Annotated in this window: 15 protein-coding genes, 4 tRNA genes and 3 rRNA genes; 3 read left to right on the top strand and 19 right to left on the bottom strand. The window is 58.2% G+C overall.

Annotated elements, in window-relative coordinates:
* Positions 1 to 10: 10 nt before the first annotated feature.
* Positions 11 to 1,486, bottom strand: a complete 1,476-nt coding sequence (ilvC, locus tag ACMGF9_RS00110; RefSeq protein WP_004929973.1) for a ketol-acid reductoisomerase — start codon at positions 1,484 to 1,486, stop codon at positions 11 to 13.
* A gap of 168 nt (positions 1,487 to 1,654) precedes the next feature.
* Here ilvC and ilvY point away from each other — a divergent pair, with 168 nt between their 5' ends.
* Complete coding sequence (gene ilvY, locus ACMGF9_RS00105) at positions 1,655 to 2,545, top strand: HTH-type transcriptional activator IlvY (RefSeq protein WP_004929971.1); 891 nt, start codon at positions 1,655 to 1,657, stop codon at positions 2,543 to 2,545.
* An 8-nt stretch (positions 2,546 to 2,553) separates the two neighbouring features.
* Here the strand turns inward: ilvY and ACMGF9_RS00100 are convergent, their stop codons facing one another.
* From ACMGF9_RS00100 to ACMGF9_RS00055, 10 genes are all read right to left on the bottom strand, one after another.
* On the bottom strand, positions 2,554 to 3,255 hold the full coding sequence (locus tag ACMGF9_RS00100) for a DUF2461 domain-containing protein (RefSeq protein ID WP_015379392.1): 702 nt from the start codon (positions 3,253 to 3,255) through the stop codon (positions 2,554 to 2,556).
* A 21-nt stretch (positions 3,256 to 3,276) separates the two neighbouring features.
* On the bottom strand, positions 3,277 to 3,855 hold the full coding sequence (locus ACMGF9_RS00095; protein ID WP_118892640.1) for a hypothetical protein: 579 nt from the start codon (positions 3,853 to 3,855) through the stop codon (positions 3,277 to 3,279).
* Complete coding sequence (locus ACMGF9_RS00090; protein WP_004929965.1) at positions 3,855 to 4,850, bottom strand: hypothetical protein; 996 nt, start codon at positions 4,848 to 4,850, stop codon at positions 3,855 to 3,857. Before ACMGF9_RS00090 ends, ACMGF9_RS00095 begins: the two co-directional genes overlap by 1 nt.
* 112 nt (positions 4,851 to 4,962) lie before the next feature.
* On the bottom strand, positions 4,963 to 6,507 hold the full coding sequence (gene ilvA / locus ACMGF9_RS00085) for a threonine ammonia-lyase, biosynthetic (RefSeq protein ID WP_004929963.1): 1,545 nt from the start codon (positions 6,505 to 6,507) through the stop codon (positions 4,963 to 4,965).
* A 5-nt stretch (positions 6,508 to 6,512) separates the two neighbouring features.
* Positions 6,513 to 8,363, bottom strand: a complete 1,851-nt coding sequence (gene ilvD, locus ACMGF9_RS00080; RefSeq protein ID WP_015379395.1) for a dihydroxy-acid dehydratase — start codon at positions 8,361 to 8,363, stop codon at positions 6,513 to 6,515.
* 107 nt (positions 8,364 to 8,470) lie between these two features.
* Entirely contained in the window at positions 8,471 to 9,397 is a 927-nt protein-coding gene (locus tag ACMGF9_RS00075; protein ID WP_004929958.1) for a branched-chain amino acid transaminase, read from the bottom strand.
* Positions 9,398 to 9,420: 23 nt separating this feature from the next.
* A complete protein-coding gene (gene ilvM, locus ACMGF9_RS00070; RefSeq protein ID WP_004929955.1) occupies positions 9,421 to 9,678 on the bottom strand; it encodes an acetolactate synthase 2 small subunit in 258 nt (85 codons plus the stop codon).
* Positions 9,675 to 11,321: an acetolactate synthase 2 catalytic subunit gene (gene ilvG, locus ACMGF9_RS00065; protein ID WP_075685519.1), complete on the bottom strand. Its 1,647-nt coding sequence runs from the start codon at positions 11,319 to 11,321 to the stop codon at positions 9,675 to 9,677. Before ilvG ends, ilvM begins: the two co-directional genes overlap by 4 nt.
* Positions 11,322 to 11,463: 142 nt before the next feature.
* Positions 11,464 to 11,562: an ilv operon leader peptide gene (gene ilvL, locus ACMGF9_RS00060; RefSeq protein WP_013814970.1), complete on the bottom strand. Its 99-nt coding sequence runs from the start codon at positions 11,560 to 11,562 to the stop codon at positions 11,464 to 11,466.
* Between the two features lie 133 nt (positions 11,563 to 11,695).
* Positions 11,696 to 12,928, bottom strand: a complete 1,233-nt coding sequence (locus ACMGF9_RS00055) for an MFS transporter (protein WP_004929950.1) — start codon at positions 12,926 to 12,928, stop codon at positions 11,696 to 11,698.
* Positions 12,929 to 13,269: 341 nt separating this feature from the next.
* Here ACMGF9_RS00055 and ACMGF9_RS00050 point away from each other — a divergent pair, with 341 nt between their 5' ends.
* Positions 13,270 to 14,793, top strand: a complete 1,524-nt coding sequence (locus ACMGF9_RS00050) for a YifB family Mg chelatase-like AAA ATPase (protein WP_021505230.1) — start codon at positions 13,270 to 13,272, stop codon at positions 14,791 to 14,793.
* Between the two features lie 27 nt (positions 14,794 to 14,820).
* Here the strand turns inward: ACMGF9_RS00050 and ACMGF9_RS00045 are convergent, their stop codons facing one another.
* Complete coding sequence (locus ACMGF9_RS00045; protein ID WP_004929946.1) at positions 14,821 to 15,159, bottom strand: DUF413 domain-containing protein; 339 nt, start codon at positions 15,157 to 15,159, stop codon at positions 14,821 to 14,823.
* A 119-nt stretch (positions 15,160 to 15,278) separates the two neighbouring features.
* On the opposite strand from ACMGF9_RS00045, the gene hdfR reads away from it, so the two are divergent.
* Positions 15,279 to 16,106, top strand: coding sequence for an HTH-type transcriptional regulator HdfR (hdfR, locus tag ACMGF9_RS00040; RefSeq protein ID WP_414160468.1), 828 nt, complete (start codon positions 15,279 to 15,281; stop codon positions 16,104 to 16,106).
* Between the two features lie 270 nt (positions 16,107 to 16,376).
* On the opposite strand, the gene ACMGF9_RS00035 is transcribed toward hdfR, so the two are convergent.
* The 7 genes from ACMGF9_RS00035 to ACMGF9_RS00005 form a co-directional block, all read right to left on the bottom strand.
* Positions 16,377 to 16,452 (bottom strand) — tRNA-Trp (locus tag ACMGF9_RS00035).
* Positions 16,453 to 16,503: 51 nt separating this feature from the next.
* Positions 16,504 to 16,580 (bottom strand) — tRNA-Asp (locus ACMGF9_RS00030).
* A 94-nt stretch (positions 16,581 to 16,674) separates the two neighbouring features.
* Positions 16,675 to 16,790, bottom strand: a 5S ribosomal RNA gene (gene rrf, locus ACMGF9_RS00025).
* 98 nt (positions 16,791 to 16,888) lie between these two features.
* Positions 16,889 to 19,796, bottom strand: a 23S ribosomal RNA gene (locus ACMGF9_RS00020).
* A gap of 207 nt (positions 19,797 to 20,003) precedes the next feature.
* Positions 20,004 to 20,079, bottom strand: a tRNA-Ala gene (locus ACMGF9_RS00015).
* Between the two features lie 39 nt (positions 20,080 to 20,118).
* Positions 20,119 to 20,195: transfer RNA gene (locus ACMGF9_RS00010), tRNA-Ile, on the bottom strand.
* A gap of 74 nt (positions 20,196 to 20,269) precedes the next feature.
* Positions 20,270 to 21,811: ribosomal RNA gene (locus ACMGF9_RS00005) — 16S ribosomal RNA — on the bottom strand.
* Together the 16S, 23S and 5S rRNA genes with 4 tRNA genes alongside form the textbook arrangement of a ribosomal RNA operon.
* Between the last annotated feature and the right edge of the window lie 308 nt (positions 21,812 to 22,119).

Genomic DNA, 22,119 nt, shown 5'->3' with positions numbered 1-22,119 from the left:
TTACGGAAAATCAGCCCGCAACGGCGATACGTTTCATGTCGGTCATGTAGCCACGCAGTTTGCGGCCGACGGTTTCGATTGGGTGGCTGCGCACCGCTTCGTTCACGTCGCGCAGCTGCGCGTTGTCCACCGCCGTACCCGCCACGGCTTTGCCCAAATCGCCCGCCTGCAGGGTGGTCATGAAGTCCTTCAGCAACGGCACCGCTGCGTTGGCGAACAGGTAGTTGCCGTACTCCGCGGTATCGGAGATGACCACGTTCATTTCATACAGACGCTTACGCGCAATGGTGTTGGCGATCAACGGCAGCTCGTGCAGCGACTCGTAGTAAGCCGACTCTTCAATGATGCCGGCATCGACCATGGTTTCGAACGCCAGCTCAACGCCCGCTTTCACCATCGCCACCATCAGCACGCCATGATCGAAGTACTCTTGCTCGCTGATCTTGCCTTCAAACTGCGGCGCATTCTCGAACGCGGTTTTGCCGGTCTCTTCGCGCCAGGTCAGCAGTTTCACGTCGTCTTCCGCCCAGTCGGCCATCATGCCGCTGGAGAAGGCGCCGGAAATGATGTCGTCCATGTGCTTCTGGAACAGCGGCGCCATGATGGTTTTCAGCTGTTCGGACAGCGCATAGGCACGCAGCTTGGCCGGGTTGGACAGGCGATCCATCATCAGGGTGATGCCACCCTGCTTCAGCGCTTCGGTGATGGTTTCCCAGCCGAACTGAATCAGTTTCTCGGCGTAAGCCGGATCGGCGCCTTCAGCAACCAGCTTGTCGAAGCACAGCAGAGACCCCGCCTGCAGCATGCCGCACAGAATGGTCTGCTCACCCATCAGGTCAGATTTCACTTCAGCGACGAAGGAGGATTCCAGCACGCCGGCGCGGTGGCCGCCGGTCGCCGCCGCCCAGGCTTTGGCGATCGCCATGCCTTCGCCTTTCGGATCGTTTTCCGGGTGAACCGCAATCAGGGTCGGCACGCCGAAGCCGCGCTTGTACTCTTCGCGCACTTCGGTACCCGGGCACTTCGGCGCGACCATCACCACGGTGATGTCTTTGCGCACCTGCTCGCCCACTTCAACGATGTTGAAGCCGTGGGAATACCCCAGCGCCGCGCCGTCTTTCATCAGCGGCTGCACCGCACGCACCACGGAAGAGTGCTGCTTGTCCGGGGTCAGGTTAACCACCAGATCCGCCTGCGGGATCAAATCTTCGTAGGTGCCGACCTTAAAGCCGTTTTCGGTCGCCTTGCGCCAGGAAGCGCGCTTTTCGTCGATCGCTTCTTTGCGCAGGGCATAGGCGACATCCAGGCCGGAGTCACGCATGTTCAGCCCCTGGTTCAGGCCCTGGGCGCCACAGCCGACAATCACCACTTTTTTACCTTTCAGGTAGCCGGCTTCGTCAGCAAATTCGTCGCGCGCCATAAAGCGGCATTTACCCAATTGCGCCAGCTGCTGACGCAGGTTCAATGTGTTGAAATAGTTAGCCATGGTGGTACTCCGGTTTGATGTTGTCTTGCATTGTTATTTTCATTCCCCGCCCTGTCTGTGCGGAGATTCGTTAAACTCAATGTATAACAGGAAATGCGTTGCTTAAATTGATATATTGAGAACGTGATATTGCAATTTTTGCAACACTCTCACTGCGAGCGTATCGATATGGATTTACGTGATTTAAAGCTGTTCCTGCATCTGGCCGAAAGCCATCACTTCGGGCGCACCGCCAAGGCGATGCACGTCAGCCCGTCGACGCTCTCCCGCCAGATCCAGCGGCTGGAAGAGATCCTCGGGCAGCCGCTGTTCCTGCGCGATAACCGCACCGTGCAGCTCACCGACGCCGGCGAACAGCTGAAAGAATTCGCCCAGCAAACGCTGCTGCAATATCAGCAGCTGAAGCACTCGCTCGGCCAGCACGGCCCTTCGCTGAGCGGCGAACTGCGGCTGTTCTGCTCGGTGACCGCGGCGTACAGCCACCTGCCGCCGATCCTCGATCGCTTCCGCGCGCAGCACCCGCTGGTAGAAATTAAGCTGACCACCGGCGACGCCGCCGACGCGGTCGACAAGGTGCAGTCCAACGAGGCCGATCTCGGCATCGCCGGCCGGCCGGAAACGCTGCCCGCCAGCGTGGCGTTCACCAAAATCGGTGAAATCCCGCTGGTGCTGATCGCACCGGCGCTGCCCTGCGCGGTACGCAGCCAGGCGTTTGCCGACAAGCCCGACTGGGCCGAGATCCCGTTCATCCTGCCGGAACACGGCCCTTCGCGAAAACGCATCGAGCTGTGGTTCCGCCGCCACCGCATCAGCAATCCGCTGATTTACGCCACCGTCGGCGGCCACGAAGCGATCGTGTCGATGGTCGCTTTGGGCTGCGGCATCGCGCTGATCCCGAGCGTGGTGGTGGATAACAGCCCGGAGCCGGTGCGCAACCGCATCTCGCAGCTGGATAACATCTCGATGGTCGAACCCTTCGAGCTGGGGGTCTGCGTCCAGAAAAAGCGCCTCAGCGATCCGCTGATCGACGCCTTTTGGCGGTTGCTGCATCCCCGCTGACGCGAGGTTTACAGATCCGCCGGATCGATCTGCTTCATCGTCTCTACCTGCATCAGCCAGTGGTAGAGCGGCTCAAGCTGCAAAAATGCCCCGGCCAGCTGCGGCGCCAGATCGGCGCTGAACAGCTTTTCCACTTCGCTGTCGGTCACCATCACCGCAAACGACTTGCGGTTATACCAGGTGGCGATCTCCGCCGCCTGCTCCTTCACCAGCGGGCGCTTGTAGCTTTCGCCCACCAGCTCGAACGGCGGCCGGCAGCAGGCGGCCACCTCAAGGAAAGGCTGCGGCCGCTGCCTCAGCGTATGGCGGAACAGATCCATGGTCGGCTTGTTGGCGCTGTAGTAGCCGAGCCCATAGCGCAACATGTCCGGCCCTAGTTCAAAAAAATACACCGGCGCATCTTTCCAGTCTTTGCTCGGGCGCTTGAACGTCAGCCACATGCGGCTGCGGTAGCGCGATTTATCATGAGAAAAGCGCGTATCGCGATGAATGCGCGACAGCGTTTTGCCGATCGCCGGGCGAGTCTCGAACTGCGGATCGATCGCCAGCATGCCGGGAGCCAGCTGCTCCACCAGCGCGCGAAACGGCGCCAGCAGCTCGCGATCGTAGATGTCGCGGTTGCCGTCGAACCACGCCTTATCATTCTCGATCCGCACCTGCTGCAGGAAATTCAGGCCCTGCTGACTAAAGCCGGAGAAAGGTTGCGTCATAAGCTTTTCCGTTCTGACGATTTATCGGGTGTTGCGCAGATCTTCCCTCTGCCAACGGCGTTTGATAAACACGCGCCGACGCGTGCGAAAATAAGCGACATAGAGGTAGAACGCCGCCCGATTGCTGAATAGCGCACCACCCACCGCGCCCCCCAGCAACATGGCAACGGTGGCGATGCCGGTCACGCCCGTCGCCCACGCTACTGCAGCGCCAAGGCAACACAGACCGAGCATGCCAAGATAGTATTGCAGCAATACCACCCCGCTGTTTTTCCCCTGCACCAGTTGGAACAGGATCAGCGTCATCCACACCGCCACGATCGCGCCGCTGCCCATGAGAACGGCGGCGGAAGTCCTGCCGCTCCAGGCGGCCGCCACGTCCGTGGCCAGGCCCATCACGCCCGCCAGCCCCAGCGTCAGGCATACCATCAGCAACATGACATTGCCGACGCCCGGCGGTGACAGCCGCTGACCCGGCGTCAGGAAATGCTGCTCAAGCTGCGCATCCACGCCGGCGAAAAGCGCGCGATCGCGCGCCGCGATTTGGCTTTCCATCTCCCGGCCCTGCGCGATCAGGCGTTTAATCATCCAGTCCGCCATTACCTCACCATCTGCGGCAATTTCTGCATAATGCCCACAAAATACTGCCCGGTGGTTTTCACATTGACCGGCGCAGACAGGGTGCCGCTGATGCCGCTGCCCACGAACGTCAACGCGTTATTGAGCGCCGAATGCAATTGCTGACGCAGCCCGTTTTGGATCGCTTCCGTCGGGTAACGCTTCGGGTATAAGCCGTTCTTCACCATTTCTTTCAAGACGTTATTGGAAATCCCCGGATTTTCCGCCCGAATGATGTTTTCGGTCAGCCGTTTCCTTTCGCTGCGGGGCATGCTTTTCAGCCATTCCGTCGCCTTGCGCGCCGAAATGCGGCGCATGGCGCGGTAGGTCATCGTCGCTTCCTTCAGGGCGGCCCCCGCGCTGGCCAGCGAGATCACATCGAGTACGGTGCTGGTGGCGATATACCACTGCTCAGAGTCGAGCTGCGCCAATTCATCGCCTTTCCCGTCATAAAGCTTGTTGACGCGGTATAGCCCATTGCCGCACTGCAGCGCGCTGGCGGCCATGCCGGCATAGCCCAGATAAGCCACCGCAGAGCTGGTGCCGCCGGTGAACGGCACGGCGACGCTGCCCGACGCCAGTAAAAATACCGATACCAGCAGCGTTCCGCACGACAGCGCGGCCGAGGCCAACTCTTTGCTGACGCTGGGTTTGCTCAACGCTTCCGACAGCGTATTGGTCGCGGCAACGCGCGAGGTATGAGCCACCGTTTTGCTGATGACCACGTGGGTGACCTGCGAAGCGTTCGAATAACCGGTGTGCTGCGTCGGGCGGACTAAAAATGAGTTTTGCCCGTCGGAAAAAATAATTCCCACGCCATGAAACGCGAGGCTGCAGTCCAGCGAGTCCTGCAAGGCTTGCAGATTAATATCGCGATAGAATTCTTGTACCCCGGCATTGCCCAACAGGCGGGCAAATTCGGCGTTGGTCAAATCGTCTTCGGGAGAACCGAACGGCGTAGAAAAAGCGGTTTTCATTGTCGTGCATCCCTATACGTCAGAAGTCTTGGCAGTATAAAAATGCACGACAAAATCACAACCATGCAACCCATAAACTGACTAACGCGTCACGGTTGCTTATCAATCCGGCTCATCCCTGCAAAAAGAAGCGGAACGCCGGGTTGTCGGTTTCGTCGTGGCAATCGTAGCCCAGCGCCTGCAGGTGCCGCTCGAATTCCGGCTCGCTTTGCGCCAGCTCGAAGGCCGCCAGCACCCGGCCGAAGTCGGTGCCGTGGCTGCGATAGTGGAACAGCGAGATGTTCCAGTGCGTGCCCAGCGTCTGCAGGAACTTCAGCAGCGCGCCCGGCGATTCCGGAAACTCAAAGCTGAACAGCCGTTCGCGCAGCGGCTTCGACGGACGCCCGCCCACCATGTAGCGCACGTGCAGCTTGGCCATCTCGTCGTCCGACAGATCCACCACCTGATAACCGCCGGCGTTGAGTTCGTCGATGATCTCCCGCCGTTCGGCGTGACCGCGCGTCAGCCGCACGCCGACGAAAATGCAGGCGTTGTCGGCATCGGCGTAGCGGTAGTTGAATTCGGTCACCGAGCGGCCGCCCAGCAGCTGGCAGAACTTGAGGAAGCTGCCCTGCTGTTCCGGAATGGTCACCGCCAGCAGCGCTTCGCGCTGTTCGCCCAGTTCGCAGCGCTCGGAAACGTAACGCAGCCCGTGGAAGTTGAGGTTGGCGCCGGACAGCACGTGCGCCAGACGCTCGCCCTGAATGTTGTGCTGCTGGACGTACTTTTTCAGCCCCGCCAGCGCCAGCGCGCCGGAAGGTTCGGCGATGGCACGCACGTCCTCGAACAGATCTTTGACCGCCGCGCAGATGGCGTCGCTGTCCACGGTGATCACGTCGTCCAGATACTCACGGCACAGGCGGAACGTTTCGTCGCCGATGCGTTTCACCGCCACGCCTTCGGCGAACAGCCCGACGCGCGCCAGATCCACCGGATGGCCGGCATCCAGCGCCGCGCGCAGACAGGCGGAGTCTTCCGCTTCGACGCCGATCACTTTGATCTGCGGCATCAGCTGTTTGATCAGCACCGCCACCCCGGCGGCCAGGCCGCCGCCGCCGACCGGCACGAAAACCCGATCCAGATGCGCGTCTTGCTGCAGCAGCTCCATCGCCAGCGTGCCCTGCCCGGCGATCACCGTCGGGTGATCGAACGGCGGCACGAAGGTCATGCCCTGCTGTTGGGAAAGTTCAATCGCCTTCGCCTTGGCCTCGTCGAAATTGGCGCCGTGCAGCAACACTTCGCCGCCAAAGCCGCGCACCGCATCCACCTTGATGTCCGCGGTGGACACCGGCATCACGATCAGCGTTTTGATGCCCAGCCGTTTACCGGAGAAGGCGACGCCCTGCGCGTGGTTGCCGGCCGAAGCCGTCACGACGCCGCGCGCCTTCTGCTCTTCGTCCAGCCCGGCGATCATCGCATAGGCCCCGCGCAGCTTGAAGCTGTGCACCGGCTGGCGATCTTCGCGCTTCACCAAAATGGTGTTGCCGAGGCGCGAAGAGATTTTGCTCATGGCCTGCAACGGGGTGACTTGCGCCACCTCGTAAACCGGCGAGCGCAGTACCGCTCGCAGATATTCCGCGCCGCAGGGGGCGCTGGGTAGGGGTTGAGAGACCGCCATGCTGCTTATCCCCCCAGTTTGCTCTTGTCGCGCACCGCGCCTTTGTCGGCGCTGGTGGCCAACGAGGCGTAGGCGCGCAGCGCGAAGGACACCTGACGCTCACGATTTTTCGGCGTCCAGGCCGCGTCGCCGCGCGCCAGTTCCGCCTCATGCCGCGCCGCCAGCTCCTGCTCGCTGACATCCAGCTGGATGCCGCGATGAGGAATGTCGATCGCGATCATGTCGCCGTCCTGCACCAGGGCGATCAGGCCGCCGTTGGCCGCTTCCGGCGAAGCGTGGCCGATGGACAACCCGGAGGTGCCGCCGGAGAAACGCCCGTCGGTGATCAGCGCGCACGCCTTGCCCAGCCCCATCGATTTCAGGTAGGTGGTTGGGTAAAGCATTTCCTGCATGCCCGGGCCGCCTTTCGGCCCTTCGTAGCGAATCACCACTACGTCGCCCGCCACCACTTTGCCGCCGAGGATCGCTTCTACCGCGTCGTCCTGGCTTTCATACACTTTGGCCGGGCCGCGGAAGGTGAGGATTTCCTTGTCGACGCCGGCGGTTTTGACGATGCAGCCGTTTTCCGCCAGGTTGCCGTACAGCACCGCCAACCCGCCGTCCTGACTGTAGGCGTGCTCACGGGTGCGGATGCAGCCTTCCTTGCGGTCGGTGTCCAGCGAATCCCAGCGGCAGTCCTGAGAGAATGCCTGCGTGGTGCGGATACCGGCCGGCCCGGCGGAGTACATTTTCTTGACGCTTTCGTCGCGGGTCAGCATCACGTCGTAGGCCTCCAGCGTCTGCGGCAGGGTCAGCCCCAATACGTTGTTCACCTCGCGGTTCAGCAAGCCGGCGCGATCCAGCTCGCCGAGGATGCCGATCACGCCACCGGCGCGGTGCACGTCTTCCATGTGATATTTCTGCGTGCTCGGCGCCACCTTGCACAGGTGCGGCACTTTGCGCGACAGGCGATCGATGTCCTCCATGGTGAAGTCCACCTCGCCTTCCTGCGCCGAAGCCAGCAGGTGCAGCACGGTGTTGGTCGAGCCGCCCATGGCGATGTCCAGCGTCATGGCATTTTCAAATGCCGCCTTGTTGGCGATATTGCGCGGCAGCGCGCTCTCGTCGTCCTGCTCGTAATAGCGTTTGGTCAGCTCGACGATGCGCTTGCCGGCGTTGAGGAACAGTTCCTTACGATCGGCGTGGGTGGCCAGCAGCGAACCGTTGCCCGGCTGCGACAGGCCCAGCGCTTCGGTCAGGCAGTTCATCGAGTTGGCGGTGAACATGCCGGAGCAAGAGCCGCAGGTCGGGCAGGCGGAACGCTCGATCTGCTCGCTGTCGGCGTCGCTGACGTTCGGGTTCGCGCCCTGGATCATCGCGTCCACCAGATCCAGCTTGATGATCTGGTTGGAGAGTTTGGTCTTGCCGGCTTCCATCGGGCCGCCGGAGACGAAGATCACCGGAATGTTCAGGCGCAACGCCGCCATCAGCATGCCCGGGGTGATCTTGTCGCAGTTGGAGATGCACACCATCGCGTCGGCGCAGTGGGCGTTCACCATGTATTCGACCGAGTCGGCGATCAGCTCGCGCGACGGCAGGGAATAGAGCATGCCGCCGTGGCCCATGGCGATGCCGTCATCCACCGCGATGGTGTTGAACTCTTTGGCCACGCCGCCGGAGGCTTCGATCTGTTCGGCGACCAGTTTGCCCAGATCGCGCAGATGCACATGACCAGGCACGAACTGGGTAAAGGAGTTGACCACGGCGATGATCGGCTTGCCGAAATCGGCGTCGGTCATCCCGGTCGCGCGCCACAATGCGCGGGCACCCGCCATATTGCGGCCGTGGGTGGTGGTGGCGGAACGGTACTTAGGCATGCTCTTTTCACTCCAAATGTATTTATGGCAGGCGGCGAACGAACCGCCTGGATATTTCTTATCTTGTCTGTCTTGTCGTCCGCCACGCTGCGCGGCGAGCCTTGTCGTTACGGGTTTACCGGATCCAGCCAACCGTACTTGTCTTCGGTCTTGCCGGTGAACAGGCCGAAGAACGCCTGTTGGATCTGTTTGGTCACCGGGCCACGTTTACCGATACCGACCTGAATGCCGTCCACGCTGCGCACCGGCGTGATCTCCGCCGCGGTGCCGGACATGAACACTTCGTCGGCCAGGTACAGCGATTCGCGCGACAGCACCTGCTCGCGCACCTCGAAGCCCATGTCTTTCGCCAGCTTGATGATCGCGTCGCGGGTGATGCCCGGCAGTGCCGAAGAGGTGAACGGCGGGGTGTAAATCACGCCGTCTTTCACCTGGAACAGGTTCTCGCCCGCCCCTTCGGAAATGTAGCCGTGCACGTCGAGCGCGATGCCTTCCTGATAGCCGTGGCGGCGCGCTTCGCTGCCCACCAGCAGAGAGGAAAGATAGTTGCCGCCGGCTTTGGCCGCGGTCGGGATGGTGTTCGGCGCGGCGCGGTGCCAGGAGGAGACCATCGCATCGATGCCTTGCTCCAGCGCCTCTTCACCCAGGTAAGCGCCCCAAGGAAACGCCGCGATAATCACGTCCGTTTTATAACCGGCCGGCGGGTTGACGCCCATGCCGACATCACCGACGAACACCAGCGGGCGAATGTAGGCGCTGACCAGATTGTTCTTGCGCAGCGTGGCGCGGCAGGCTTCCATCAGTTCGTCGACGCTTTGCGAAACCGGCATGCGGTAGATTTTCGCCGAGTCATGCAGGCGCTGCATATGCTCGCGATGGCGGAACACCACCGGCCCCAAGTGCGAGTCGTAGCAGCGCACGCCTTCAAATACCGACGTACCGTAATGCAGCGCGTGCGACATCACGTGCACTTTGGCCTCGGCCCAAGGAACCATCTCACCATTGAACCAAATGTAATCGGCTTTCTTTGTCATTGTTATTTATCCTTCTCGGCGCCTCAGGCGCGTATTTGTTGTGATGTTGGCTGCTGGATCTCGACGCAGGAGACGTCCATCAGTTTACTTAATTGAGATGACAACAGGGCAACCGGGCGCGGGCTGGCAACGGTCAATTCGATATTGATGCTGTCGGCGTTGGCCGGGGAAACCATATTCATAGCACAAACCTGAAAGCCGCGATGACGCACGACCCGCAATACGCGCTCTAACATTTCGGGGCGAAAACGCGCCTGGATCGAGAGTTGATGCTGCATCATGATATTTCCTCCAACATGGTTTCGTTGCCGGCGCCCGGCGGCACCAGCGGCCAGACGTTTTCGAGTTCGTCGATAGAGACCTGCAGCAGATACGGGCCTTCGGTGTTGAACAGCGCCTCGAGGGCGCCCTCCACCTGATCCTTGCGGCTGATGCGTTGGCCGGGAATGCCGAAGGCGGCGGCCAACATCAGGAAGTCGGGGTTATCGGACAGGTTGGTTTCGCTGTAGCGGCCGTCGAAGAACAGCTGCTGCCATTGACGCACCATCCCAAGGCGCTGGTTGTCCAGCAGCACGATTTTGAGCGGCAGCTGCTTGCGCTTGATGGTGCCCAGTTCCTGCACGTTCATCATGAAGGAGCCATCGCCCGAGACGCAGATCACCGTATCTTGCGGGCGGGCAATCTGAGCGCCTACCGCGGCCGGCACGCCGAATCCCATGGTGCCGAGGCCGCTGGAGGTGATGAAATTCTCCGGACGCTCGAACGTCATGTGCTGCGCGCTCCACATCTGGTGCTGACCGACGTCGGTGGTCACCACGCTGTTGGCAGGCTTGCGGTCAGACAGCTGGCGCAAGAACAGCGGCGCGTAGATCGGCTGGCCAGGGTGATCATAGCGGCAGGCGTGCTCGGCTTTCAGCGCCGTCACCTGCTGCTGCCAGGCGGCGATGTCCAGCGGGCGCTGCAACGCCGGCAGCAACGTTTTCAAATCACCCTGCAGGGCCACATGCGCCTGGCGCAGCTTGCTCATTTCCGCCGGGTCGATATCCATGTGGATCACTTTGGCGTGCGGCGCGAAGGCGTTCAGCTTGCCGGTCACGCGATCATCGAAACGCGCGCCGACGGCGATGAGCAGATCGCACTCCTGCACCGCCAGGTTGGCAGCCTTGGCGCCATGCATGCCCAACATGCCGAGATACAGCGGGTCTTGCGCGTCCGGCGCGCCCAGCCCCTTCAGGGTGGCGACGTTCGGCATGCGGGTCACCGCGATAAATTCACGCAGCGCCGGCACCGCCTGCGCCATGCCCACGCCGCCGCCGACGTACAACATCGGTTTGTGCGCCTGCGCCAGCAGCGCGGCCGCCTCTGCCAACGCCGCCGCCGGGAACGCCGGCGCTTCGTCAACCGGCATCAGATGCGGGTGCAGGTCCCCCTGCGCCAGCTGGATGTCTTTCGGGATATCGATCAGCACCGGGCCGGGGCGGCCGCCTGCGGCGATGGCGAACGCTTCCGCCATGATGCCCGGCAAGGCGTCCAGCGACTCCACCAGGAAGCTGTGCTTGGTGCAGGCCAGAGACAGGCCGAGAACATCGATCTCCTGAAAGGCATCGGTGCCGATCAGCGCGGAACCCACCTGGCCGGTGATGGCAACAACGGGAACAGAATCGAGCAGCGCATCAGCCAGGCCAGTGATCAGGTTGGTGGCGCCGGGGCCGGAAGTGGCGATGCAAACGCCGACCTTGCCGGTGGCGCGGGCGTAGCCGATGGCGGCCATGGCGGCGCCCTGTTCATGGCGGCACAGCAGGTGTTCCACGCCGCCGTCATACAACGCATCGTACACCGGCATGATTGCCCCGCCCGGATAGCCGAATACGGTATCCACACCCTGCGCACGCAACGCTTGAACTACCCACTGAGCGCCATTCATGGTTATTTCCCCGCCTTTCTTCGACAACTGCAGGATTTTGTTCTGTTTTTCATGCTCTGCCCCTTGCTCCACTTTTCTCTTGCCAATAAAAAACCCCCGGACCTGACGGTGCGGGGGTTCTCTTGCGATTCCGGCTTGTTTGCTAAGCCTTTCTTCGTCCAAGTGCAGCCCCGCACGGTGGGATAATAATCACCACCACGCTAATCACGACTAGGCTAATCACTTGGGCAAAGGCTTTCATAATGGGTTTGTTCACTGTGCTCATTCAGAACTAATGCTTACAGAGGTACCACAGCCGCGCGCGACATGACAACACTTTTTTTGCGTTATTATTCGGCGCAATCTGGTCATACCTCACGCGAATCGCCCCTCTTTCACACGTTGGCGCGCATACCCGGATTTTCTACCGCGTCGGTGATCGCCTTGCCGCGCGTATCCTTGCCGAAGAACACCAACAGGGCGATCGCCACCGCCACCGTACCGGCGACGATCGCCATCGCCAGACCGTAATTATGCCCATGATGCTCGGCGATGGTGGCTTGCAGCGTGGCGTTGACCGAGGCGATCAGGTTACCCAGCTGGTACACGAACCCCGGCAGCACCGCTCGGGTGTTGGCCGGCACCAGCTCGGTCAGATAGGTCGGCACCACGCCCCAGGCGCCCTGCACCATGAACTGCATCAGGAAAGCGCCGATCCCCAACATCAGCGAACCGCTGGAAAACGCCCACAGCGGGATCACCGGCAGCGCCAACAGCGCGGCAATGATGATCGCTTTTTTGCGGCCGATCTTTTCTGACAACGAACCGAAGAAAACACCGCCGATAATTGACGCGATATTGTAGCTAATGGCGATGATACTGACGGTTTTAGGGTCGAAACCGTGCTGAACTTTCAGAAACACCGGATACAGATCCTGCGTACCGTGGGAGAAGAAATTGAACGCCGCCATCAGCAGCACCAGATAGCAGCACAGCTTCCAGTGGCTCTTCAACACCGGCAGCAAGGCGGTGCTCTCTTTGCGTTCACGCGCCGCCAGCCATACCGGCGACTCCTGCACGCAATAATAAATAAACGGCAGCAGCAGGATCGGCGCCGCGCCGATGACGAACATGCCGCGCCAGCCGACCGTTTCGAACAGCAGGCCGTACACCACCGCCGCCAGCAGATAACCAAACGGATAGCCGGCCTGGAAAATACCCGACATCAGGCCGCGTGAGCGGTCCGGTATGGTTTCCATCGCCAACGATGACGCCACGCCCCAAATGCCGCCCATCGCAACACCGTACAACACCCGCAACAGCAAGAAGACCGTCAGCGAGGGCGCGGCGGCAGAGAGCAGCTCAAACACCGAGAAAAAGACGATATTCAACATCAGGATCGGCTTGCGGCCATATTTTTCCGCCGCACGCCCGAAGATCAGCGCGCCAATCGGGCGCACCGCCAGCGTGAGCAGAATCGCCAACGTGACCTGTTCCAGACCGACGTGAAAGGACTGCGCGATGTCGCTGAGTAAGAATACCAGCACGAAAAAATCGAAAGCGTCGAGCGTCCAGCTTGAAAAGCTGGCGATTGCCGCGTTGCGTTGCAGCGGGGTCCAACCAAACATAGTGTTATCCCTACCGTAGAGTACGAAGTCAGGAGGTTTAGCGGCTGCCGGGCAGAATGCGGCGGCGGTCGGGGCTTGTTAAAGAAGTGATTTTTCTTTTAATCAATTGTTAAATACACCCGTTAACCCTATGATTGCAATGTGTATGGGCCGCTAATGTGTTGCAGCCTTCAGCGAATTGTTAATGGGTATTGCCGCAGGATGCGAGGCGGCTCGCACAATCTCATTTACTTCGATGAAAATGAGCAATTACGCTGCGAAACCCCTAGAAAAACCCCCAATAACGCCGCGCAATGCCAGGATGAATCACGCATCATGTCGTCCTCAGCAAGGAGAGCGATATGTCACTGGCGTTAATCTATAGCCGCGCCATCATCGGCGTTCAGGCCCCTTCCGTGACGGTGGAGGTGCATATCAGCAATGGCCTGCCCGGCCTGACGCTGGTCGGCCTGCCGGAAACCACGGTAAAAGAGGCGCGCGATCGGGTGCGCAGCGCCCTGATCAACAACGGTTTCACCTTTCCCGCCCGGCGCATCACCGTCAATTTGGCCCCCGCCGATCTGCCGAAAGAAGGCGGGCGTTACGATCTGCCGATAGCGCTGGCGATCCTCGCCGCCTCCGAGCAGTTACCCCTCGCACCGTTGGCACGCTACGAGTTTCTTGGCGAGCTCGCGCTGTCCGGCTCACTGCGCGCGGTCAGGGGAGCGATCCCGGCGGCGCTGGCGGCGGCTGATGCCGGGCGGCAACTGATCCTCTCGACGGACAACGCCGCCGAAGTCGGCCTGATCGCGCAGTCGCACTCCCATACTGCCCAACACCTGCTGGAAGTCTGCGCTTTTCTGCTCGGCCAAGGCGAACTGCCGGTGGCGGCCGCGCCCCCCGATGCAGACAACGCGTGCGAAAACGCCGACCTGCGCGACATCATCGGCCAGGAACAGGCCAAGCGGGCATTAGAGATCGCCGCCGCCGGCGGGCATAACCTACTGTTGATTGGGCCACCGGGCACCGGTAAAACCATGCTGGCCAGCCGTCTCACGGGCTTACTGCCGCCGCTGACGGAGACTGAGGCGCTGGAAAGCCTGGCGGTCGCCAGCTTGCAGCATCATATTCCCGCCGCTCTACCATGGCGTCAGAGGCCGTTCCGCGCACCGCACCACAGCGCCTCGATGGCGGCATTGGTCGGCGGCGGCTCACTGCCGCGACCGGGCGAGATCTCGATGGCGCATAACGGCGTGCTGTTTCTGGATGAACTGCCGGAATTCGAGCGTAAGGTACTGGATGCGCTGCGTGAGCCGTTGGAATCCGGCGAGATCGTGATTTCACGTGCCAACGCCAAGGTCTGTTTCCCCGCCAGGGTGCAACTGATCGCGGCAATGAACCCCAGCCCGACAGGGCATTATCAGGGATTGCACAATCGCGCCTCACCGCAGCAGGTGTTGCGCTATCTGGCCCGGCTGTCAGGGCCTTTTCTCGACCGTTTCGATCTGTCTATCGAAGTACCGCTGTTGCCGCCGGGTACGCTCAGTCATCGGAAACCCCAGGGAGAAAGCAGCGAACAAGTACGGAAAAGGGTGCAGCAGGCACGCGCCCGGCAGCTCGAACGCGCCGGTAAAGTCAACGCGCTGTTGAGCAACCGCGAAGTGGAACGAGATTGCGTTTTGCAGGCGGCTGACGCCGAGTTTTTGGAAGCAACATTAAACACGCTGGGATTATCGGTTCGCGCCTGGCAGCGCATCTTGAAAGTGGCGCGCACGCTGGCGGATTTGGCGGGAGATGCTGAACTCGACAGGCACCACCTCAGCGAAGCGCTGAGCTATCGCAGTATGGACCGTCTGCTGTTACAACTGCATCGCAGTCTGGAATGAAAATGGGGCCCGCAGGCCCCATCGTCTTTAGTCTTCGCTGTCGCTGTAATCTTCTACTGCGTCAGCCTGCGGTTTACCGCCGGACAGAGTATGGAATTTCTTCGGGCGACGTGTGCGCGCCAGATATTTAGCCCATACTTTTTCCTGCTCGGTAGCCGCTTCGCGCTCACCGCGGCACACTGCGACGAACAGCTGTTCTTCTTCAGTGGCCGGCTGGCGTTTACCCGAGTCCAACTCGTTAAACGCGTAGCCGAAGCGCTCTAGCAATTGCGCCTCTTTAATGGTGAAATCGCCGTGACGGGAGAACCCGCGAGGGTAATGTTTATTATCAAAAAAACGATTGGTCGTGGTGAAGCTATCCGCCATCTGACACGCTCCTAATTCTCTTATGGCCGTGCTGTTTATGGCGCGGAGTATTAGATAGGCTTGACAGCGTGTAAAACAAAACATTTAAATCTTAACGACAAATTTTTTTGGAGATAGGTGTGGATACCGAATTACTGAAAACCTTTTTGGAGGTCAGTAGAACGCGTCACTTTGGCAGAGCCGCAGAATCTTTGTACTTAACGCAGTCCGCGGTCAGTTTCCGCATCCGTCAGTTAGAAAACCAGTTGGGCGCAAATTTATTTACCCGTCATCGCAATAACATCCGCCTGACGCCTGCCGGCGAGCGGCTTCTGCCCTATGCCGAGAGCCTGATGAACACCTGGCAGTTGGCGAAGAAGGAAGTCGTGCGTTCGCTGCAACACACCGAGTTATCGATCGGCGCTACCGCTTCGTTGTGGGAGGCCTATCTGACTCCCTGGTTGCAAGCACTCTATCAACAACGCGAGGCGCTGCAGCTAGAAGCCAGGGTGGCATTAAGGCACTCTTTGGTAAAACAACTGCATGAAAGGCAGCTCGATTTACTGATCACCACTGAACCGCCGAAGATGGATGAATTGGCCAGCCAGCAGCTGAGCAATTTCTCATTACGCCTGTTCTCATCCGCTTATCGTGACAAACAGGCCCCAATGCCCTACATCAAGCTGGAATGGGGAGCCGACTTCCACCAACAGGAAAACCGCATGTTGGAAGGTGATAACGTACCGGTGCTTACCACCACCTCCGCTCACCTGACGCGTCAGCTGTTGGAAACCACGGGCGGATGCGCTTTCCTGCCCAGCCATTGGGAAAAAGAGTACCCACAGCTGGTGGCCGCCAGCGAGATCCCGCCGATTATCCGCCCACTGTATGCCGTCTGGTTGCAAAACAGCGATCAACAGCCTTTGATTCGACAATTACTTAAAATACCTTTAAATATCGCAGCCTAAAGCGCTATGGCGGCCTTAAAAGCCGCCACCGTGGTCTTGGCTGTCTATCATGCCAAAAGCCGCCCATCGCCTTCTGAGAGAAGAAAATGCAAAATAGCGGGAGAATCAGGAGCTCTGCGGAGGTAAAGATCGAAAGGTTATGGAGCAACTCGGATCAGATAAACATCAGCATAGAACAGCCGATGCGCTCTTTTCCAAAACGATAACGCGCTAAGGAAAGGGATAATAGGTAAAAAAAAAACCCTTTGCTTTCGCAAAGGGTTCTTAATATGGCAGGGGCGGAGAGACTCGAACTCGCGACACCCGGTTTTGGAGACCGGTGCTCTACCAACTGAGCTACGCCCCTAAATCTCGCTTAACATTATGCCTGCTAATAAAGCAGGCATAATTAAATAAGTGGCGGAACGGACGGGGCTCGAACCCGCGACCCCCTGCGTGACAGGCAGGTATTCTAACCAACTGAACTACCGCTCCACCGATTCTTTTACGTTGTATCTTTCGATACCGGCAATATCGCGCTCTGCGACTTGCGCATTACCAGTCGTCACACTGATAACGTTTATTTGATGCCTGGCAGTGTCCTACTCTCGCATGGGGAGACCCCACACTACCATCGGCGCTACGGCGTTTCACTTCTGAGTTCGGCATGGGGTCAGGTGGGACCACCGCGCTATTGCCGCCAGGCAAATTCGTTTTATTCCAACCGCTTCACTCTCGTGTCGCCATCAGAACCAATCTCGGAACTTCGCTGAAAATCTCTCTAAAAACACCTTCGGTGTTGTAAGGTTAAGCCTCACGGATCATTAGTACTGGTTAGCTCAATGCATCGCTGCACTTACACACCCAGCCTATCAACGTCTTAGTCTTAAACGTTCCTTCAGGGGCCTTGAAGGCCCAGGGAAGACTCATCTTGAGGCAAGTTTCGCGCTTAGATGCTTTCAGCGCTTATCTTTTCCGCACTTAGCTACCGGGCAATGCCATTGGCATGACAACCCGAACACCAGTGGTGCGTTCACTCCGGTCCTCTCGTACTAGGAGCAACCCCTCTCAATCTTCCAACGCCCACGGCAGATAGGGACCGAACTGTCTCACGACGTTCTAAACCCAGCTCGCGTACCACTTTAAATGGCGAACAGCCATACCCTTGGGACCTACTTCAGCCCCAGGATGTGATGAGCCGACATCGAGGTGCCAAACACCGCCGTCGATATGAACTCTTGGGCGGTATCAGCCTGTTATCCCCGGAGTACCTTTTATCCGTTGAGCGATGGCCCTTCCATTCAGAACCACCGGATCACTAAGACCTACTTTCGTACCTGCTCGAGCCGTCACTCTCGCAGTCAAGCTAGCTTATGCCTTTGCACTAACCTCACGATGTCCGACCGTGATTAGCTAACCTTCGTGCTCCTCCGTTACTCTTTGGGAGGAGACCGCCCCAGTCAAACTACCCACCAGACACTGTCCTCACCCCGGATCACGGGGCCGAGTTAGAACATCAAACATTAAAGGGTGGTATTTCAAGGATGGCTCCACGCAGACTGGCGTCCACGCTTCAAAGCCTCCCACCTATCCTACACATCAAGGCTCAATGTTCAGTGTCAAGCTATAGTAAAGGTTCACGGGGTCTTTCCGTCTTGCCGCGGGTACACTGCATCTTCACAGCGAGTTCAATTTCACTGAGTCTCGGGTGGAGACAGCCTGGCCATCATTACGCCATTCGTGCAGGTCGGAACTTACCCGACAAGGAATTTCGCTACCTTAGGACCGTTATAGTTACGGCCGCCGTTTACTGGGGCTTCGATCAAGAGCTTCGCCTTGCGGCTGACCCCATCAATTAACCTTCCAGCACCGGGCAGGCGTCACACCGTATACGTCCACTTTCGTGTTTGCACAGTGCTGTGTTTTTATTAAACAGTTGCAGCCAGCTGGTATCTTCGACTGGCTTCAGCTCCATCCGCGAGGGACTTCACCTACATGCCAGCGTGCCTTCTCCCGAAGTTACGGCACCATTTTGCCTAGTTCCTTCACCCGAGTTCTCTCAAGCGCCTTGGTATTCTCTACCTGACCACCTGTGTCGGTTTGGGGTACGATTTAATGTTACCTGGAGCTTAGAGGATTTTCCTGGAAGCAGGGCATCAACTACTTCTGCACCGTAGTGCATCGTCATCACGCCTCAGGGTTAGTATGCAACCGGATTTACCAGGTCACACCCCCTACACGCTTAAACCGGGACAACCGTCGCCCGGCTAGCCTAGCCTTCTCCGTCCCCCCTTCGCAGTAACACCAAGTACAGGAATATTAACCTGTTTCCCATCGACTACGCTTTTCAGCCTCGCCTTAGGGGTCGACTCACCCTGCCCCGATTAACGTTGGACAGGAACCCTTGGTCTTCCGGCGAGCGGGCTTTTCACCCGCTTTATCGTTACTTATGTCAGCATTCGCACTTCTGATACCTCCAGCAACCCTCACAGGCCACCTTCAACGGCTTACAGAACGCTCCCCTACCCAACAACGCCTAAGCGTCGCTGCCGCAGCTTCGGTGCATGGTTTAGCCCCGTTACATCTTCCGCGCAGGCCGACTCGACCAGTGAGCTATTACGCTTTCTTTAAATGATGGCTGCTTCTAAGCCAACATCCTGGCTGTCTATGCCTTCCCACATCGTTTCCCACTTAACCATGACTTTGGGACCTTAGCTGGCGGTCTGGGTTGTTTCCCTCTTCACGACGGACGTTAGCACCCGCCGTGTGTCTCCCGTGATAACATTCTTCGGTATTCGGAGTTTGCATCGGTTTGGTAAGCCGGGATGGCCCCCTAGCCGAAACAGTGCTCTACCCCCGAAGATGAGTTCACGAGGCGCTACCTAAATAGCTTTCGGGGAGAACCAGCTATCTCCCGGTTTGATTGGCCTTTCACCCCCAGCCACAAGTCATCCGCTAATTTTTCAACATTAGTCGGTTCGGTCCTCCAGTTAGTGTTACCCAACCTTCAACCTGCCCATGGCTAGATCACCGGGTTTCGGGTCTATACCTTGCAACTAATCGCCCAGTTAAGACTCGGTTTCCCTACGGCTCCCCTATACGGTTAACCTTGCTACAAAATATAAGTCGCTGACCCATTATACAAAAGGTACGCAGTCACACCACGAAGGTGCTCCCACTGCTTGTACGTACACGGTTTCAGGTTCTATTTCACTCCCCTCGCCGGGGTTCTTTTCGCCTTTCCCTCACGGTACTGGTTCACTATCGGTCAGTCAGGAGTATTTAGCCTTGGAGGATGGTCCCCCCATATTCAGACAGGATGTCACGTGTCCCGCCCTACTCATCGAACTCACGACCTGTGCATTTTAGTGTACGGGGCTATCACCCTTTGCTGCGCGACTTTCCAGACGCTTCCACTAACACACAAGCCGATTCAGGTTCTGGGCTCCTCCCCGTTCGCTCGCCGCTACTGGGGGAATCTCGGTTGATTTCTTTTCCTCGGGGTACTTAGATGTTTCAGTTCCCCCGGTTCGCCTCATGCCACTATGTATTCATGACATGATAGTGTGTCGAAACACACTGGGTTTCCCCATTCGGGTATCGCCGGTTATAACGGTTCATATCACCTTACCGGCGCTTTTCGCAGATTAGCACGCCCTTCATCGCCTCTGACTGCCTAGGCATCCACCGTGTACGCTTAGTCACTTAACCTCACAACCCGAAGATGTTTCCATCGTTCGCGCTGCAAACATTTGAGAGACTCTATGACAGGTTACTCTTTATCCCAATACTTCTACGGAGGGATAAATTTCAGCCGTCATGTTTCAATTTTCAGCTTGTTCCAGATTGTTAAAGAGCAAAATACTTCGCAGCATACTGTCGCCAATATACTCTGAAGTATTGAAATACCGGACTATATGGTGGAGCTAAGCGGGATCGAACCGCTGACCTCCTGCGTGCAAGGCAGGCGCTCTCCCAGCTGAGCTATAGCCCCATACAGTCACGCGCAGTACCTTTTCCACTTCATGAGAAGTGGTAGGCCTGAGTGGACTTGAACCACCGACCTCACCCTTATCAGGGGTGCGCTCTAACCACCTGAGCTACAAGCCTATAAAGGTATTTCTGCTCGTTACTTTCTATCAGACAATCTGTGTGAGCACGCCACTCGAACTAATATCTTTAGGTAAGGAGGTGATCCAACCGCAGGTTCCCCTACGGTTACCTTGTTACGACTTCACCCCAGTCATGAATCACAAAGTGGTAAGCGCCCTCCCGAAGGTTAAGCTACCTACTTCTTTTGCAACCCACTCCCATGGTGTGACGGGCGGTGTGTACAAGGCCCGGGAACGTATTCACCGTAGCATTCTGATCTACGATTACTAGCGATTCCGACTTCATGGAGTCGAGTTGCAGACTCCAATCCGGACTACGACGTACTTTATGAGGTCCGCTTGCTCTCGCGAGGTCGCTTCTCTTTGTATACGCCATTGTAGCACGTGTGTAGCCCTACTCGTAAGGGCCATGATGACTTGACGTCATCCCCACCTTCCTCCAGTTTATCACTGGCAGTCTCCTTTGAGTTCCCGGCCGAACCGCTGGCAACAAAGGATAAGGGTTGCGCTCGTTGCGGGACTTAACCCAACATTTCACAACACGAGCTGACGACAGCCATGCAGCACCTGTCTCAGAGTTCCCGAAGGCACCAATCCATCTCTGGAAAGTTCTCTGGATGTCAAGAGTAGGTAAGGTTCTTCGCGTTGCATCGAATTAAACCACATGCTCCACCGCTTGTGCGGGCCCCCGTCAATTCATTTGAGTTTTAACCTTGCGGCCGTACTCCCCAGGCGGTCGATTTAACGCGTTAGCTCCGGAAGCCACGCCTCAAGGGCACAACCTCCAAATCGACATCGTTTACAGCGTGGACTACCAGGGTATCTAATCCTGTTTGCTCCCCACGCTTTCGCACCTGAGCGTCAGTCTTCGTCCAGGGGGCCGCCTTCGCCACCGGTATTCCTCCAGATCTCTACGCATTTCACCGCTACACCTGGAATTCTACCCCCCTCTACGAGACTCTAGCTTGCCAGTTTCAAATGCAGTTCCCAGGTTGAGCCCGGGGATTTCACATCTGACTTAACAAACCGCCTGCGTGCGCTTTACGCCCAGTAATTCCGATTAACGCTTGCACCCTCCGTATTACCGCGGCTGCTGGCACGGAGTTAGCCGGTGCTTCTTCTGCGAGTAACGTCAATTGATGAGCGTATTAAGCTCACCACCTTCCTCCTCGCTGAAAGTGCTTTACAACCCGAAGGCCTTCTTCACACACGCGGCATGGCTGCATCAGGCTTGCGCCCATTGTGCAATATTCCCCACTGCTGCCTCCCGTAGGAGTCTGGACCGTGTCTCAGTTCCAGTGTGGCTGGTCATCCTCTCAGACCAGCTAGGGATCGTCGCCTAGGTGAGCCATTACCCCACCTACTAGCTAATCCCATCTGGGCACATCTGATGGCAAGAGGCCCGAAGGTCCCCCTCTTTGGTCTTGCGACGTTATGCGGTATTAGCTACCGTTTCCAGTAGTTATCCCCCTCCATCAGGCAGTTTCCCAGACATTACTCACCCGTCCGCCGCTCGTCACCCAGGGAGCAAGCTCCCTTGTGCTACCGCTCGACTTGCATGTGTTAAGCCTGCCGCCAGCGTTCAATCTGAGCCATGATCAAACTCTTCAATTAAAAGCTTGATTTGCTTCCACTCGAGAAGCGATGCTCAAAGATTTACTGCATGAATTTTACTTCAGTTAGTCACTCTTCAAGACTTGATATTTTTTTGCATCCGAAGATGCTGGATATCGTCTTGTGGAGTGCCCACACAGATTGTCTGATAAATTGTTAAAGAGCAGTGCCGAGAAACTCATCGGCGCGGGCTGCGTATACTACGCTTTTCGCCCGGAGAGTCAAGCGTTTATTTCGCCTTCTTCTCGCTGACCCGGCGGCTTGTCAGTCGTTGTTCCCGGTCAGTGGAGGCGCATTATAGGGAGTTC

The sequence above is a fragment of the Serratia sp. BNK-23 genome, from assembly GCF_047456145.1.
In the GTDB taxonomy this organism is placed as follows: domain Bacteria; phylum Pseudomonadota; class Gammaproteobacteria; order Enterobacterales; family Enterobacteriaceae; genus Serratia; species Serratia nematodiphila.
The sequence above is the reverse complement of the archived record's forward strand: the minus strand, read 5'-3'. Positions and strand labels throughout refer to the sequence as shown.